The following is a 15,680-nucleotide window of genomic DNA, read 5'->3' as shown; positions in this document are numbered from 1 at the left end:
CGGCCGAGCTCGTGGTGTCGGTGCGCGCGAACAGCAGCGACACCACCAAGCTGGCCAACCCCAACACCACCACCGTCCCGTCGACGCCGCCGATGCAAGACGAGATAACGACCACCAAACCGCCGCCGCCGCCCCCTCCACCGCCGCCGCCCACGACCGAACCACCGCCCCCGCCACCGACGGAGACACAGACCGTGACGGTCACGCCTGCACCGCCGCCGCCACCGCCGGCGCCACCTCCGGCGCCGCCGCCGGCCACCTCGACGGCCGCGGCGCCACCCCCGCCACCGACGACACCGGCCGGGCCGCGACAGGTGACCTATTCGGTGACCGGCACCAAGGCGCCCGGCGACATCATCTCGGTGACCTACGTCGATGCGTCCGGCCGGCGGCGCACCCAGCACAACGTGTACATCCCATGGTCGATGACCGTCACGCCCATCTCGCAGTCCGACGTCGGCTCCGTCGAGGCGTCCAGCCTCTTCCGCGTGAGCCGGCTGAACTGCTCGATCACGACAAGCGACGGGACGGTCCTTTCGTCGAACACCAACGACTCACCGCAGACGAGCTGCTGATGGTCAGCAGGTATTCGGCGTACCGCCGCGGGGCGGGGGACGACACCATCTCGCCCGACGTCATCGACCGCATACTGATCGGGGCGTGCGCCGCCGTCTGGCTGGTGCTGCTGGGCGTGAGCGTGGCCGCGGCCGTCGCCCTGGCGGACCTGGGGCGGGGCTTCCACAAGGCGGCCAGCGGCGCGCACAGCACCTCCTGGGTGTTGTACGCCGTGATCATCGTGTCCGCGCTGATCATCGCCGGGGCGATCCCGATGCTGTTGCGGGCCCGCCGGATGGCCCAGACCGAGCCGGCCGCCCGGGGGATGACCGCCGCCAACCGGCCCCCGGTGCGCCTCATGTCCCAGGCGCCGCGCACCGCGGCCGAACGGGCCCGGCAACCCCGCGTGCAGGCACCCGTTCCGGCCGCCGACGCCGAATGGTCGGGTGAGGCGGTCGATCGGGTGTGGTTGCGCGGCACCGTGTTATTGGCGACCGCGATCGGCGCGGCGCTGGTCGCGGTGGCCACGGCGACCTACCTGATGGCTGTGGGCCACGACGGTCCCTCCTGGGGCGCCTACGTGGTCGCCGGCGTGATCACCGCGGGGATGCCGGTGATCGAGTGGCTGCACGTTCGTCAGCTGCGTCGCGCTGTGGCCGCGCAGTAGGCGCTACGACGCTTTGGCGTACCTGCGGACCCGTTCGTCCTCGCCGAACGTGCTCGTGTGCTGCGTGCCGTTGTCATCACGGCCGAAGAACGTCCAGCGCCGGGGAGTCGTCTGCGGCCCGCTGATCATCTTGACGGTGTAACGCAACTTCGTGGGACGCAGCGTGCCGATGATGTCACCGACCCGGATCTTCGAAGGATGGATCTCCCGGGCGTCGTCCCAGTCCTGTATCGCCATTACGCCCGTCCTCGTCGTGTAAGCCCCCCGCTCACCTGGACAGCGCCACGGTCGGACCCTCGCCACTGTAGTGCACCGACGGGGCCGGGTCGTTTCATCAGCCGTCGTGGCGGCCGTCCGCCACCCTGGCCGCTCCCGAGGGCCGCTGTGGGCGTAGCGTCAACCGCGAGCCGTTTCGTTGTCGGCGGTGGTCGCCGCGACCGATGCGGCGTCATCCACGGGCAATGCGATTCCTCCGTCCGTCCCGCGCTCGCCGGGACGAACGACGCCGACGTGAAGGGAACCGCCCGTGGAGGCTGCAGAACTTCCTGGCCGTGCCGGCCAGGTGCGGGGATGACCGAATTGTTCGAACGCCGACGCCGGGCCAACCCCGTCCGGCTGTCGGTTTGCCGTGAACTCGGCCGCCCCATCGACGGCGCGTGGTGGCCACGCGCGGACCGCATCACCAACGAACTGCCCGAGGTGGTCGCCCTGCTGACCCCCTTATTGGGCGACATCAACGCCATCAACGTCAACTGGCCACCACTGCAGCGGCCACCCGACTTGAACTGGTCGGGCTGGGAACGCAAGCGCCAGCACGTGATGACCTTCGTCGGGGACGACGCACGCGTCAACCTGCTCGTCATCCCCTACGCGACCTACAGCGCGCTCGCCCTCATGGTGCTGCGCTGCGCGGCCGGTCTGCCCGTCGAAGCGCGCGACCAGACGAAGTCGGCGTTCCTCACCGCCGGCTCCATCGTGCGGGCCGCCCAGCAACAATGCTCGACGGCCTGCACCGAACCAGCGCGCAGCTAGTGGTGCTCGCCGTTCGACCCGTTCGACCCGTTCTTGCCGTTCGACCCGACGATGCTCTGCTGGTGCTCGCGCAGGGCGGTGAGCGCACGTTGCTCGGAGCTGTGTGCCGCCTCGCGCAGCGCCGCATCCTCCGACGCGGGGTCGGCGAACAGGAAGCTGCCGCTACCCGGTGAACCGGCCGAGCCCAGCTTGTTCATCCGCTTGGGCAGCGCCGCACCCTGGTACTCGAGCGGGAGCGGGTGGCCGTGGTCGTCGACCGGTCCGAGCGGCTGATGCAGCTCGATGTAAGCGCCGTGCGGCAGCCGCTTGATGATGCCCGTCTCGATGCCGTGTGCGAGCACCTCCCTGTCGCTGCGCTGCAGCGCAACGCACCACCGGTAGGCGATGAAGTAGACCAGCGGCGGGAGGATGACCATCCCGATGCGGCCGATCCAGGTCGTCGCGTTCAGCGAGATCTGGAACTTGAACGCGATGATGTCGTTCATCGCCGCCAGTGTCAGCAACATGTAGAACGAGATCGCCATGGCACCGATCGCGGTGCGCACCGGGGCGTCCCGTGGCCGCTGCAGCAGGTTGTGGTGGGCGCGGTCGCCGCTGAATCGCTTCTCCAGGAAGGGATAGATGATCAGCAGGACGAAGATCAATCCCATGATCAGCGCCACCCACACGGCTGCGGGGATGGTGTGGTGCCAGAAGTAGAACTCCCATGGCGGCCAGATACGGGCCAACCCCTCGGTCCACATCATGTAGAAGTCGGGCTGCGAGCCGGCGGACACGTGAGATGGCTTGTAGGGACCCAGGTTCCAGATCGGGTTGATCTGCAGCAGCCCGCCCATCAGGCCGAGGACCCCGACGATCGCGGCGAAGAACGCGCCGGACTTGACCGCGAAGATCGGCATGACGCGCACACCGACGACGTTGTGCTCGGTGCGGCCCGGGCCGGGGAACTGGGTGTGCTTCTGGAACCAGACCATCGCCAGGTGCAGCCCGATCAGCGCCAGGATGATCCCCGGAATCAGCAGGATGTGCAGGGCGTACATGCGCGGGATGATGTAGCCCGCGGTCGCGCACTCGTTACCCACACCGCCGCAGGGGAAGTCGCCACCGAACAGGGCCCAGTGCAGCCAGGTGCCGATGATCGGCATCCCCAACGTGATCGAGGAGAGCGCGGCGCGCAACCCGATACCCGACAACAGGTCGTCGGGCAGCGAGTAACCGAAGTACCCCTCGAACATGGCCAGGATCAGCAGCAGCGACCCGATGACCCAGTTGGCCTCGCGGGGCCGGCGGAACGCGCCGGTGAAGAAGATGCGTGCCAGGTGCACCATGATCGACGCCGCGAAAATCAGTGCGGCCCAGTGGTGTACCTGGCGGACGAACAGGCCGCCGCGCACCTCGAACGAGATGTCCAGCGTCGAGGCGAAGGCCTTGGACATGTCGACGCCCCGCAACGGCTGGTACGCGCCGTTGTAGGTGACCTCGGCCATGGACGGGTCGAAGAACAGCGTCAGGTACACGCCGGTGAGCAGCAGCACGATGAAGCTGTACATCGCGATCTCGCCCAACAGGAACGACCAGTGCGTCGGGAAGACCTTGTTGAGCTGCCGGCGTACCGCGGCCGAGGGGTGATAGCGGGTATCGATGTCTTCGCCCTGACGAGCCAGGACGTCGCCGATCTTCGGCGGTTTCGGGGGACTCAGTTTTGGACTCATGTTGTCGTCCTCTCCCAGAATGCCGGTCCGACGGGCTCGACGAAGTCACCGTTGGCGACCAGATACCCGTTGGTGTCGATCGTGATGGGCAGTTGCGCCAGCGCGCGGGCCGCCGGGCCGAAGATCGGCTTGGCGAAATGCAGGGCGTCGAACTGCGACTGGTGACATGGGCACAAGATTCGGTAGGACTGCTCCTCGTACAGCGACGCGGGGCAACCCAGGTGCGAGCACACCTTGGTGTAGGCGAACAGCTCGCCGTAGTTGAAGCTCTCCTGGCCCTGGCGCTTGACCACCCGGGGCATGTCGGACGGCCGAATGCGGATGAGCATGACCGGGTTTCGAACGCCCTGGTTGATGGCGCGAAGCTTTTCCTGGGATTCCGGCGTGGTGCCGTCACCGTCGGATTCGCGCCACGGGAAGACGGTCTCCATGCCGCCGGCGTCGAGGTCTTCGGGGCGCATCTTGACGAACGGCGATGCACCGGCCGAGCCGGTTGCCCGCGCGAGGAAGATGGTCTCGCCCGCATACCGCGGTGTCCAGCCGGACGTCCACAGCACGGCTTTCTTCCCATTGGCGGTGGGCACGACCGGTTTCCACGGGTTCTTGATCAGACCGCCGGCGAAGGCCACCAGCGTCGACAGGCCGAACGCGCCGAGGCCCAGGCCGAGCGACGCCCCAATCACCTTGCGCCGCCGGACGGTTGAGCCGTCCAGGGCGTCGGTCAGGTTCGCCACCACTGTCTTGCGGTCGATGTCCCGGGAGGCGCCGTCGTGCCGCTCCTGGATCGAAATCTCTTCCGGGATAAACCTTTTCTGGTACAGGATCGTGCCGATGGCGATCGACAGGATCGACATCCCGAAGGTCAGCCCGTACAGCGGGGTGGCCAGGTCGTACAGCAGGCTGTTCGGGGCGTCCTTGGGCTTGTACTCCCACGGCCAGAACAAGAAGACCAGCAGCAGCGCCAGCCCGAAACCACCGCCGAGCAGGAGCCACAGGGCGACTCCGCGCTCGGCGCGCTTCTCGGCTTTGGTGCCCTCGACGGGCCAGCGGGGTTCCTTGACGATCGTCTCGACGCCGTCGAGCTTGCCGCCCAGCGCGACCAGTTCCTGCTGGGACATCGCGGCCAGCGCCGCGTCATCGGGTTCCCTCTCGCCGACACCGTGGGCGGTCCCGCCGGTGTCCGAGCCGCGAACGTCGTCTTCGCTCATGATGCTCGTGCCCCAATCCACAGTGCCAACGCGATGGCGGCGACCATTCCGATGATCCACGCGGCCATGCCCTCGGGCGCGGGCCCGAAGCCGCCGAGGCCGTAGCCGCCGGGCTGGCGCTCTTCAGTGACCGACTTGATGTAGCCGATGATGTCCTTCTTGGCTTCGAAGGACAGCTGACGGTCGGAGAACTTCGGCATGTTCTGCGGACCGGTCCGCATGGCGGCCAGGATCTGCTGCTCGTTGGGCGGCTCGAGCGGCGGCGCGTACTTGCCCGACGACAGCGCCCCGCCCTTGCCGGTGAAGTTGTGGCAGGAGGAGCAGTTCAGCCGGAACAGGTCACCGCCGCGGCCCAGGTCGTCGCCGCGCAGCGACTTCATCGCCAGGCTGCCGTCCGGGTTGCGCACCGTCGTCGGACCGCCGCCGTTGGCCTGCACGTACGCGCCGAGCGCGTCGACCTGTGCCTCGTCGAAGATCGGCTCCTTGCGCGGCGCCTGGGCCTCGCCGGTCATCGCGGGCATCCGGCCGGTGGAGACCTGGAAGTACACGGCCTCCTCGCCGACGCCGATGAGGCTGGGCCCGCGGTCGGCCACACCCTGCAGGTTCGCGCCGTGACAGGACACGCACGACGTGTCGAACAGCTGCTTGCCGGTCCGCAGCAGCGCCGAGGACGACTCGTCGGCGACGGCCACCTGCGGGCGCGGCGTCAGCACGGCGGCCAGGCCGCCGGCGATGGTCAGCGCGATAAGCAGCAACAGCCCGCCCGACAGACGGCGGCGCAGCCGCCGGCGGGAGCGGTCGCGCTGCCCTTGTCGCGGCTTCCGGTTTCGCATGGACCCCAGCTTCTTCAACCGAGCACTCCTGTTCATTCCGTTATTCGGAGCCGCCGGCTCATCGGATGAAATAGATCACGGTGAACAGCGCGATCCACACGATGTCGACGAAATGCCAGTAGTAGGACACGACGATGCTCGCGGTGGCCTGCGCCGGCGTGAACTTGCTCATCGCGGTGCGGGCCAGCAAGAAGATGAAGGCGATCAGACCGCCGGTGACGTGCAGGCCGTGGAACCCGGTCGCCAGGTAGAACACGCTGCCGTAGGCGCTGCCGGGGATCGTGGTGCCGTGCGTGGCCAGGTGGTAGTACTCGTAGCCCTGCCCGCAAACGAAGAACAGGCCCATCAGGAAGGTGATCACGTACCAGCGGCGCAAACCGAAGACGTCGCCGCGTTCGGCCGCAAACACACCCATCTGGCAGGTGAACGACGACGCGATCAGCACGAGCGTCACCGGTACGGCCTGATAGAGGTTCAGCTCGGTCGGTGGCGGCGGCCACTTGCCGCCGGACTGCGCACGCGCGGTGAAGTACATCGCGAACAGGCCAGCAAAGAACATCAGCTCGCTGGAGAGCCAAACGATGGTGCCGACACTGACCATGTTCGGTCGATTCAACGAATGAACGCGGGACGTGATTGCAGTACCTGAGGTCCCTACAGCGCTGGTCACATCCGCAAGTATGACGCTTTGTAGTTGATTAACTCCACCCGGGGCGGCATTTGATGTTTTCGCGTCGCGACGCCGTCCGGGACGGGCGCCTTTCCGCGCCGGTTGGGGCAGGTCGGGTCCGCGTGGGACCATCGGCGCGTGGCTCTGTCATCTCAGGCTTCCACCGGCGGGTCCGCCGCTCGACCGGCCGGGGCGGCACCCTCGTGGCCAGGGGTTCTGGCCCGGTTGATGGGCGGTCAGGATCTGGTGCGCGGCCAGGCCGCCTGGGCCATGGATCGAATCATGGCCGGCGACGCGAGCCCGGCGCAGGTCGCATCCTTTGCGGTGGCGATGCAGATGAAGGTCCCGACCTCGGCCGAGGTCAGCGAGCTGGCCGACGTCATGCTGGACCACGCGCGCCCGATGCCCGCCATGCCCGACGACAGCGTGGACATCGTCGGGACCGGTGGTGACGGCGTCAACACCGTCAACCTTTCCACCATGGCGGCAATCGTGGTCGCGGCCGCCGGCGTGCCGGTGGTCAAACACGGCAACCGCGCGTCGTCGTCGTTGTCCGGCGGTGCCGACACGCTCGAGGCGCTCGGGGTGCGCATCGACCTCGAACCCGAACAGGTGGCGCAGAGCCTCGCCGAGGTGGGCATCGGGTTCTGCTTCGCGCCCCTGTTCCACCCCTCGTACCGGCATGCCTCGGTGGTGCGCCGCGAGATCGGGGTGCCGACGGTGTTCAATCTCCTTGGGCCCCTTACCAATCCGGCTAGGCCGCGGGCCGGACTGATCGGCTGCGCGTTCGCCGACCTGGCCGAGGTGATGGCGGGGGTCTTCGCCGCGCGCAGGTCCAGTGTGCTGGTGGTGCATGGCGACGACGGGCTTGACGAGTTGACGACCACGACCACCAGCACGATTTGGCGGGTGCAGGCCGGGACGGTGGACAAGCTGACGTTCGATCCGGCCGGATTCGGTTTTGCCCGCGCCGATCTCGACGATCTGTTGGGCGGTGACGCGCAAGCCAACGCGGCGGAGGTGCGCGCGGTGCTGGCCGGTGACAAGGGTCCGGTCCGGGACGCCGTCGTGCTCAACGCCGCCGGGGCGATTGTCGCCCACGCCGGCCTATCCAGCCGCGCTGAATGGTTGCCGGCGTGGGAGGACGGGCTGCAGCGCGCCGCCGCGGCGATCGATTCCGGCGCGGCCGAACAGCTGCTCGCGCGATGGGTGCGGTTCAGCCAGCAGGTCTGAGTCATGTTGGGCCGCTTGGTCGTAGGCCAGTCGCGCCGAACGTGCCGAGGCCGCCCAGGACGCCCACGCGCCGGCCGACCGCAGCGGCGAAGCCCAGCCGGCGGCGTCGGGGGAGTCGTCGACCCGAACGATGCGCACCCCGGGGCCGGCCAGCCAGCGCGCGATGAGCGCGGATTCCTCCACCAGCGCCCCGCCCAGCGGGGCCGCGATGGGCAAGATCGCCTGTGCCCCAGCCACAATGGCGTCGACCACCGGCATCGGAGGTACCCCGCGCCTGGCGGTGCCTGCCGCCGCGAGCTGGCCGTGCCGTACCACGGCGAGGTGGTAACCGCCGTCCCCGTCGGGCGCGGCGGCGATCAGCTCGGGCAGCGCGGCCAGGGCGCGTAACCGCTGGCCGCGCCACAGGATCTCGATGGCGGCGGCGATGCGGTCGCGCAGGCGGGCGGCGCTTTCGAAATTGCGGCGCTCGGCCAGCGCGGTGACCTGATGCACGGCGGCCGACAGGGCGGTGTTCTCCATCCCGTCGATCAACGCGGCGACGCGCGCCACGGCCGCCGCGTATTGCATGGCCGTGATGCCGCGAGCCGCGGGACACGGCGCGACCTCCGCCTCGGGGCACGCCGGCCCGTGCAGGACAGAGCGGCTCAGCCGGGCGGTGCAGGTCCGAAGACCGGTGAAGCGGGCCAGCAGCGTGGCCGTGTCGGCGGCGTCGGTGCGCGACCGGAACGGGCCGACGGCGCGGTCGTGGCGCGGTGCCCGAACCACCGCGAGACGCGGGAACGCCTCGTCGGTGAGCGCCACCCACCACCACCGGTGCGGGAACCGGGAACGCCGGTTGTAGGGCGGGGCGTGCGCGGCAAGCAGCCGCAGCTCGCGGACGCCGGCCTCCAGCGCGTGCGCGCATTCGACGTGGTCGACCGCGGTGGCCAGATTGACCATCTCCTTCATCCGGCCACGCGGGTCGGCGCCGGTGAAGTACTGCCCGACCCTGCGGCGCAGGTCGCCGGCGGTCCCGATGTAGAGCACCTCGCCCGACGGGCCGCGAAACAGGTAGACCCCCGGGCGGCGGGGCAGGCCCTCGGCGAGGACCCGCTTGCGCCGCTGGGCCGGCGTCACGTCCGGCAGGTAGGCGCGCAGGTCGGCGTAGGTGTGCACCCCCTGGTTACCCACCCGCTCGATGAGCGCGTGCAGCACGTCGACGGTGGCACGGGCGTCGTCCAGCGCGCGGTGCGTGGGCTGGGTGGCGACGGCGAACAGCCGCGCGAGCGCGGCCAGCCGCACCGTGGGGGCTTCCTCGCGGCTGAGCACCCGGCGGGCCAGCCGCACCGTGCACAGCACGTTCGGCCGCGGCCAGGGGATGTTGCACCGCGCCGCGGCGGCCCGCAGAAATCCGACGTCGAACCCGGCGTTGTGGGCCACCAGCACTGTCCCGTGGTCCAAGCCCGCGAATTCGAGGAACATCGGCAGCACCGCGTCGATGGTCGGAGCGTCGGACACCATCGCGGTGGTGATGCCGGTCAGCCGCACGATCTGGGGCGGGATACTGCGCTCCGGGTCGACGAGCGTGGCGAACTCGCCGAGCACGGCGCCGCCGCGGACCTTGACCGCCCCGATCTCGGTGATGGCGTCCGGCGCATTTCCGTCGGTGCTTTTCGTGCGCCCGCCCGTGGTCTCGAGGTCCACCACCACGAAGGTCGTGTCGCGCAGCGTGACTTCGGCGGCGGCGAAGGACGACTCCAAGTCGGTGAAAGTGAGCTGAGTCGCACCACCGGCACCCATGGCCGCGACGTTAAGCGGGACCACCGACACCCGCGCGGCTCCCACGCCGAGCGAGCCGAAACGCGGCGCCGGGGGTTGTCGGTGGGTGTGGTTACCGTTCGAAGAGTCCGACCTGACGTTCGCCAAGCTTGACCGAGAGGACCGATCCGATGGCACGAAGCAGTGGGCCCGACAGCGACGGCGCGACGGTGCCGGACTCGGGGGCACCGGTGGTGATCGACTGCGACGACTGTGCGGTGCGCGGACCGGGATGCCGCGATTGCGTAGTCAGCGTGTTACTCGGGGTCCCGGGAACTTTGTTGGAGGACGAATGCGCCGCACTGGCGGTGCTCGCCGATGTCGGTCTGGCACCGCGATTACGGTTGGTGCCTATCCGCCGCGAACGCGATTCGGGCGTCGCCTAAGATGCTTTGCGTGCCAAAGGTTTACGAGGGGGTCAGCGCCGTTCACATGATAATGACAGAAATCTTTCCAATTTCTTAACGCCCCGCTTTGGACAAACGCCGATATCGTTTCGTAACCTGTTTGAGACCTAAACCCGCTCGACGGCGCATGGTCGCGTCGATGGCCGTTTAAGGAAGCAAAATCTTGAGGCTTGACTCTAGATACCCGTTTGCGCGTGTCCTCACACGATTTGCCATCGGGACGCTAGCGGGCTTCACCGTCCTATCGGGCGCCCTCGCCGCGAATGCCTCGGCCGACCCGGCCGAGGACGCGCTGGCCAAACTCAACGAGTTGTCCCGCCAGGCCGAGCAGACCACCGAGGCGATGCACAGCGCGCAGCTCGACCTGAACAACAAGCTGGCGGCCCAGCGTGCGGCGGACAAGAAGCACGACGACGCTCAGGCCGCCGTCGATGCGGCCAAGGCTCGCCTGGCGTCGTTCCAGGGCGCCGTGAACAAGCTCGCCGCCGCGACCTACATGGGCGGCCGCGTCGACGGCATGACGGCGATGCTGACCGCCGGATCGCCGCAAGGGCTGATCGACAAGCTGGCCATGCAGCGGCTGATGGCGACGCAGATGGCCGACCAGATGACGAATTTCCGGGCCGCCGGCGAGCAGGCCGCCAAGGCCGAGCGGGAGGCCGCCAAGTCCGCCGCCGACGCCAAGAGCGCGGCCGAGCAGGCCGCCGCGGTGCGAGCGAGCCTGCAGTCCAAGCAAAGTCAGCTGCAGGTGCAGATCGCGGTCGTCAAGTCGCAGTACGTTTCCCTGTCGCCGGAGCAGCGCACCGCGCTCGCCGATCCCGGTCCCGTCCCTGCGGGTCTCCCGGCACCGGGCGCGCCCGCGCCGGAGGCCGCGCCGCCCGGCGCGCCGCAGGCTCCCGGGCAGGTTCCCGGTGAGGCTCCGCCTCCCGGCGGAATGCCCGGACCGTTCGGCGGCGGGGTAGGCGGCGGTGACCGCGCGACGGTCGTACAGGCGGCGTTGACGCAGGTCGGTTCGCCGTACGTCTGGGGCGGTGCCGCGCCGGGCGGGTTCGACTGCTCCGGCCTGGTGATGTGGGCCTTCCAGCAGGCCGGCATCTCGCTGCCGCATTCCAGCCAGGCGCAGGCTCAAGGCGGTCAGCCGGTGTCGTTGTCGGACCTGCAGCCCGGTGACGTGGTCACCTTTTATAACGACGCGTCACACAGCGGCCTCTACGTCGGTGACGGCATGGTGATCCATTCCTCCACCTACGGCCAGCCGGTGCGCGTGGTGCCGATGAATGCCGCAGGCCCGGTCCACGACGCTCGCCGCTACTAGCGGCCCCGGCGCGCGGCGCCGGCGGCTGACCACCCTGCTGGCCTGGGTGTTCGTCGTCGAGATCGTGGTGGCTGCGGCCGTGCCGTTCGACGCGGCCGGCGACAGCCGGACCCGCCCCCCGCAGCTGATCACGCCCGCACGCAGCCAGGTCAGCGCCGCGACGAAGTCACTGGTCGTCGGCGATCGCACCGTTCGGCTGCTCGGCCTGGGCGGTCCGGCCGGCGACCGGTTGCTGTCGCGGGTGGCGTCCGGCATCGGTGCCGCGATCAACGCGGTCGAGGCGTTCTGGGGTGCCGACTGGTCGCGCGACATATCGGTGGTCGCCGCCCATACCGACGAGGAGTTCCGCGCCGCCGCCGGTGGGGGCCAGGCCGCGCAGTGGGCGGACATCGCGGCGGTGACGGTCGCCGAACGCGTCGATCCCGCGCACCGGGTGGTTATCGGTCAGCGCATCGTCTTCGCGCCCGGCGCGGCCAACATGACCGAGGGTGCGCTGCGAATCGTGTTGACGCACGAGCTTTTTCACTACGCCGCCCGTGCGGACACCGCCGCGGATGCGCCCCGGTGGCTGACCGAGGGCGTGGCCGATTTCGTCGGCCGGCCCCGGACCCCGGTGCCCGTCGACGTGCTGCCGGTCCCGCTGACGCTGCCCTCGGACGCCGACCTGGACGCGCCCGGGTCACAGCGTTCGCTGGCGTACGACCGCGCGTGGTGGTTCGCGCGTTTCGTCGCGGACACCTACGGGACGGCCAAGCTGCACGACCTGTATCTGGCCGTCTGCGGTGTCGGGCGCGCCGACGTCCTCTCCGCCGCCCACGACGTGCTGGCGACCGACTCGCCCGGCCTGCTCGCGCGCTGGCACGAGTGGCTGACCCACGGCGGCTGACCGTACGCGCGTCAGGCTAGCCTGACGCAGTGAGTCGGGTCCTGCTGGTAACCAACGACTTTCCGCCCCGGCCGGGCGGCATCCAGTCCTACCTGAGTGATTTCGTCGGGCACCTAGTCGGCGCCGGGCTGCATTCGATGACGGTGTACGCGCCGCAATGGAAGGGCGTCGACGCCTTCGACGATGCGGCCGAGGCGGCGGGTTACCGGGTGGTCCGTCATCCCGGCACGTTGATGTTGCCCGGCCCGGCGGTGGACGCCCGGATGCGCCGGCTGATCGGCGACAACGGTATCGACACCGTCTGGTTCGGCGCGGCCGCGCCGCTGGCGCTGCTGGCGCAGCGCGCCCGGCAGGCCGGGGCGACCCGGGTGGTGGCCAGCACGCACGGTCACGAGGTGGGCTGGTCGATGCTTCCCGTCGCGCGGTCGGTGCTGCACCGCATCGGCGACACCACCGACGTCGTCACGTTCGTCAGCCATTACACCCGCGCGCGGTTCGCGCCGGCGTTCGGGCCCAACGCCTCGCTGGAATACCTGCCACCCGGCGTCAACACCGACCGGTTCCGGCCCGACCCGGCGGCCGGCGCCGCGCTGCGCGAGCGGTATCGGCTGGGGGAGCGGCCCACGGTCGTGTGCGTGTCCCGGCTGGTTCCGCGCAAGGGTCAGGACATGCTGATCAAGGCGCTGCCGTCGATCCGGCAGCGCGTCGATGGCGCCGCCCTGGTCATCGTCGGCGGCGGTCCCTACCTGGAATCGTTGCGCAAGCTCGCCCGCGACTGCGGGGTGAGCGAGCATGTGACGTTCACCGGCGGCGTGCCGGCCGCCGGGCTGCCCGCGCACCACGCGCTGGCCGACGTCTTCGCGATGCCGTGCCGCACCCGTGGCGCCGGGATGGACGTCGAGGGCCTGGGCATCGTCTTCCTCGAGGCCTCGGCCACCGGCAAGCCGGTGATCGCCGGTGACTCCGGTGGGGCCCCAGAAGCCGTGCAGCACAACAAGACTGGATTAGTGGTCGATGGGCGCTCGGTGAACGCCGTCGCCGACGCCGTCACCGAGTTGCTCGGCGACCGAGACCGGGCGGCCGCGATGGGCGCGGCCGGGCGGGACTGGGTGACGGCGCACTGGCGGTGGGACACCCTCGCGGTGCGGCTGGCCGAGATCCTCCGCGCCTGACGGCCGCTAGTCCTTCTCGTAGATCCAGTCGATGTCGGAGGCGAACTTCTCGGCGACCACGTTGCGCTTGACCTTCATCGTCGGTGTGAGCTCGCCGGTGTCCTCGGTGAAGTCGACCGGCAGGATGCGGAACTTGCGGATGGACTCGGCGTGCGACACCGCCTGGTTGGCGTGCTTGACGGCGGCGTCCACCTCGGCGATCAGGTCCGGGTCGCTGGCCAGATCGGCCACCGACGCGCCGGCCGCCTTGTGGTTGCGCTCCTTCCACGCGTCGAACGCCTCGGGGTCGATGGTGATCAGCGCGCCGATGAACGGCTTGGCGTCGCCCACCACCATGGCCTGGCTGATCAGCGCGTGCGCCCGCAGCTGGTCCTCGAGCACGGCCGGGGCGACGTTCTTGCCGCCGGCGGTGACGATGATCTCCTTCTTGCGGCCGGTGATCCTAAGGAAGCCGTCCTCGTCGAGCGCGCCGAGGTCGCCGGTCTTGAACCAGCCGTCGGTGAACGCGTCGTTGGTGGCCTGCTCGTTGTGCCAGTAGCCGCTGAACACCACGCCGCCGCGGACCAGGAGCTCGCCGTCTTCGGCGATGCGCATGCTGTTGCCCGGCAACAACGTTCCGACCGTCCCGATCCTGACGTTGCCGACCTGGTTGACCGTGATGGCCGAGCTGGTCTCGGTCAGGCCGTAGCCCTCGTGGATGGTCAGGCCCACGCCCCGGTAGAAGTGGCCCAGCCGGGCACCCAGCGGCGCGCCACCTGAGACGGACGCGTGGCATTCTCCGCCCAGCGCGGCGCGCAGCTTGTGATAGACCAGCCGGTCGAACATCGCATGCTTGGCGCGCAGCACCACCCCGTCCAGCGACGGCTCCAGCCAGATCTCCATGGTTCCGGTCAGCGCGCCGGTGACCGCCCAGCGGATCCCCTTGTCGCCGCGCTCCTCGACCACCTGCAGCCGCAGGTCCGGCCACCACCGGCGCCAGCTCGACGGATCGGCGACCGCGGCACCGACACCACCACCGTCGGCTTGAACACCGCGAACATCGGCAGCAGGTTCTTGATGTCGCTGGTGAACCCGACCGTCACCTTGTTGGCGAACGCCGAAAGCGTCAGCGAGCGCGCCAGCACGTGGGCCAGCGGCAGGAAGATCAACAGCCGCTGCCCCTCGTCCAGCAGCGTCGGCAGGCACTCCTTGGCGCCGCGGGTCTCGTACAGCAGGTTGGAATGGGTCAGCTGGCAGCCCTTGGGCCGCCCCGTGGTGCCCGAGGTGTAGATGAGCGTCGCCGGGTCGTCTGCGCGCAGCGCGTCCTGGCGGGCGGTGAGCTCGGCGGGCTCGACCGACGCGCCGGCCTCGGCGAGCTGATCGAGCGCCTTGGGACCCGAGCCGTCGATGTGCAGCACGCGGCGCAAGGCGGGCAGGTCGGCGGTGAGTTCGGTGACCATCGCGGCGTGCGCGTCGGTTTCGGCGAAGGCGACCACCGCCTCGGAGTCCTGCAGCACCCAGCGCACCTGCTCGGCCGACGACGTCTCGTAGATCGGAACGGTGACCGCGCCCACCGACAGGATCGCCAGGTCGATGATCGCCCACTCGTAGCGGGTGGCCGAGAAGATGGACACCCGGTCGCCGGCCTCGACCCCGAGCCCGATCAGACCGAGCGCCGCGGAGCGCACCTGTTTGGCCACCTCCGCGCAGGTGACGTCGGTCCATTCGCCGTCGACCTGACGGCGGAAGATGACGAAGCCGGGGTCTGCGCGCTCGTGCTCGAAGACCATGGCCGCGATGTTGTCGTGTTCGCCGACGGAGAAGCGGGCGGGGACGCTGTACTCACGCACTCTTACTGACCTCGTTTGGCTCGGGTGACGTTCCGGGGGCCGGCTTGTTGCCGTCCAGCCTAATCCGCGCGTTCGTGCAGGAACCGTGGCCGTCTGCCGGGCCCCGGCCCGCCGCGAAGATCGGTGTGTGAAGCTGGGGTGGTGAACAGCATCCAGATCGCCGACGAGACGTTCGTCGCCGCCGACGGTGCGCGGGTCGGTGCCGCGGTCGCCGATCCGTCGAGCTGGCGCCGGTGGTGGCCGGACCTGCGGCTGCAGGTGGTCGAGGAGCGCGGCGACAAGGGGATCCGCTGGGCGGTCACCGGCGCGCTGACCGGAACCATGGAGATCTGGCTGGAGCCGTCGCTGGACGGGGTGGTGCTGC

General features: G+C 69.6%; 13 protein-coding genes and 3 pseudogenes. 9 read left to right on the top strand and 7 right to left on the bottom strand.

What is annotated here, in order from left to right:
* Together A5709_RS16390 and A5709_RS16385 are read left to right on the top strand one after the other, a co-directional pair.
* Positions 1 to 575, top strand: a 575-nt coding sequence (locus tag A5709_RS16390) for an MmpS family transport accessory protein (protein WP_231986988.1), incomplete at its 5' end; no start/stop codon positions are given.
* A complete protein-coding gene (locus A5709_RS16385; protein ID WP_068009142.1) occupies positions 575 to 1,222 on the top strand; it encodes a DUF2561 family protein in 648 nt (215 codons plus the stop codon). The genes A5709_RS16390 and A5709_RS16385, both read left to right, overlap by 1 nt.
* A gap of 3 nt (positions 1,223 to 1,225) precedes the next feature.
* Here A5709_RS16385 and A5709_RS16380 read toward each other — a convergent pair whose 3' ends face one another.
* Positions 1,226 to 1,459, bottom strand: a complete 234-nt coding sequence (locus A5709_RS16380; RefSeq protein WP_068120811.1) for a hypothetical protein — start codon at positions 1,457 to 1,459, stop codon at positions 1,226 to 1,228.
* Between the two features lie 333 nt (positions 1,460 to 1,792).
* Between A5709_RS16380 and A5709_RS16375 the strand changes: the two genes are divergently transcribed.
* Positions 1,793 to 2,254, top strand: a complete 462-nt coding sequence (locus tag A5709_RS16375; protein WP_068009140.1) for a DUF5994 family protein — start codon at positions 1,793 to 1,795, stop codon at positions 2,252 to 2,254.
* Here A5709_RS16375 and A5709_RS16370 read toward each other — a convergent pair.
* Genes A5709_RS16370 through A5709_RS16355 form a run of 4 tightly spaced genes read right to left on the bottom strand, consistent with a single transcriptional unit; the run spans position 2,251 to position 6,677 of the window.
* Positions 2,251 to 3,966 carry a cytochrome bc complex cytochrome b subunit gene (locus A5709_RS16370; RefSeq protein WP_067943104.1) on the bottom strand — a complete coding sequence of 572 codons (1,716 nt, stop codon included), beginning with the start codon at positions 3,964 to 3,966 and terminating at the stop codon, positions 2,251 to 2,253. The two genes, A5709_RS16375 and A5709_RS16370, sit on opposite strands and share 4 nt — an antisense overlap.
* On the bottom strand, positions 3,963 to 5,174 hold the full coding sequence (locus A5709_RS16365; RefSeq protein WP_067943107.1) for a ubiquinol-cytochrome c reductase iron-sulfur subunit: 1,212 nt from the start codon (positions 5,172 to 5,174) through the stop codon (positions 3,963 to 3,965). The genes A5709_RS16370 and A5709_RS16365 overlap by 4 nt, the downstream gene beginning before the upstream one ends.
* Positions 5,171 to 6,025 (bottom strand): c-type cytochrome, encoded by an 855-nt coding sequence (locus A5709_RS16360; RefSeq protein ID WP_067943110.1) that lies wholly within the window; start codon positions 6,023 to 6,025, stop codon positions 5,171 to 5,173. The genes A5709_RS16365 and A5709_RS16360 overlap by 4 nt, the downstream gene beginning before the upstream one ends.
* A gap of 40 nt (positions 6,026 to 6,065) precedes the next feature.
* Positions 6,066 to 6,677, bottom strand: coding sequence for a heme-copper oxidase subunit III (locus A5709_RS16355; protein ID WP_067274561.1), 612 nt, complete (start codon positions 6,675 to 6,677; stop codon positions 6,066 to 6,068).
* Positions 6,678 to 6,815: 138 nt separating this feature from the next.
* On the opposite strand from A5709_RS16355, the gene trpD reads away from it, so the two are divergent.
* Positions 6,816 to 7,910 carry an anthranilate phosphoribosyltransferase gene (trpD, locus tag A5709_RS28860; protein WP_156768078.1) on the top strand — a complete coding sequence of 365 codons (1,095 nt, stop codon included), beginning with the start codon at positions 6,816 to 6,818 and terminating at the stop codon, positions 7,908 to 7,910.
* Here trpD and A5709_RS16340 read toward each other — a convergent pair.
* A pseudogene (locus A5709_RS16340) lies at positions 7,848 to 9,689 on the bottom strand (DEDD exonuclease domain-containing protein); the annotation flags it as partial. The gene trpD and the pseudogene A5709_RS16340 overlap by 63 nt on opposite strands.
* 149 nt (positions 9,690 to 9,838) lie before the next feature.
* Here A5709_RS16340 and A5709_RS16335 point away from each other — a divergent pair.
* The 4 genes from A5709_RS16335 to pimB all read left to right on the top strand — a co-directional run bounded on the left by A5709_RS16335 (position 9,839) and on the right by pimB (position 13,487).
* Positions 9,839 to 10,093 carry a hypothetical protein gene (locus A5709_RS16335; protein ID WP_067943112.1) on the top strand — a complete coding sequence of 85 codons (255 nt, stop codon included), beginning with the start codon at positions 9,839 to 9,841 and terminating at the stop codon, positions 10,091 to 10,093.
* A 184-nt stretch (positions 10,094 to 10,277) separates the two neighbouring features.
* Positions 10,278 to 11,429: a peptidoglycan hydrolase RipC gene (gene ripC, locus A5709_RS16330; protein WP_068120808.1), complete on the top strand. Its 1,152-nt coding sequence runs from the start codon at positions 10,278 to 10,280 to the stop codon at positions 11,427 to 11,429.
* 46 nt (positions 11,430 to 11,475) lie between these two features.
* Positions 11,476 to 12,315: a hypothetical protein gene (locus A5709_RS16325; RefSeq protein WP_197520173.1), complete on the top strand. Its 840-nt coding sequence runs from the start codon at positions 11,476 to 11,478 to the stop codon at positions 12,313 to 12,315.
* 29 nt (positions 12,316 to 12,344) lie between these two features.
* A complete protein-coding gene (gene pimB / locus A5709_RS16320) occupies positions 12,345 to 13,487 on the top strand; it encodes a GDP-mannose-dependent alpha-(1-6)-phosphatidylinositol monomannoside mannosyltransferase (RefSeq protein WP_068120807.1) in 1,143 nt (380 codons plus the stop codon).
* A 6-nt stretch (positions 13,488 to 13,493) separates the two neighbouring features.
* On the opposite strand, the pseudogene A5709_RS27575 reads toward pimB, so the two are convergent.
* Positions 13,494 to 15,316 (bottom strand): annotated as a pseudogene (locus A5709_RS27575) (long-chain fatty acid--CoA ligase).
* Between the two features lie 141 nt (positions 15,317 to 15,457).
* Between A5709_RS27575 and A5709_RS16305 the strand changes: the two are divergent.
* Positions 15,458 to 15,680, top strand: a pseudogene (locus A5709_RS16305) (polyketide cyclase / dehydrase and lipid transport); the annotation flags it as partial.

Source organism: Mycobacterium sp. E1386 (assembly GCF_001672745.1).
Classification (GTDB): Bacteria; Actinomycetota; Actinomycetes; order Mycobacteriales; family Mycobacteriaceae; genus Mycobacterium.
The sequence above is the reverse complement of the archived record's forward strand: the minus strand, read 5'-3'. Positions and strand labels throughout refer to the sequence as shown.

Coding starts and splice junctions, on each gene's coding strand:
- A5709_RS16385 (WP_068009142.1), top strand. CDS start 575: ATGGTCAGCAGGTATTCGGCGTACCGCCGCGGGGCGGGGGACGACACC.
- A5709_RS16370 (WP_067943104.1), bottom strand. CDS start 3,966: ATGAGTCCAAAACTGAGTCCCCCGAAACCGCCGAAGATCGGCGACGTC.
- A5709_RS16375 (WP_068009140.1), top strand. CDS start 1,793: ATGACCGAATTGTTCGAACGCCGACGCCGGGCCAACCCCGTCCGGCTG.
- A5709_RS16365 (WP_067943107.1), bottom strand. CDS start 5,174: ATGAGCGAAGACGACGTTCGCGGCTCGGACACCGGCGGGACCGCCCAC.
- A5709_RS16380 (WP_068120811.1), bottom strand. CDS start 1,459: ATGGCGATACAGGACTGGGACGACGCCCGGGAGATCCATCCTTCGAAG.
- A5709_RS16335 (WP_067943112.1), top strand. CDS start 9,839: ATGGCACGAAGCAGTGGGCCCGACAGCGACGGCGCGACGGTGCCGGAC.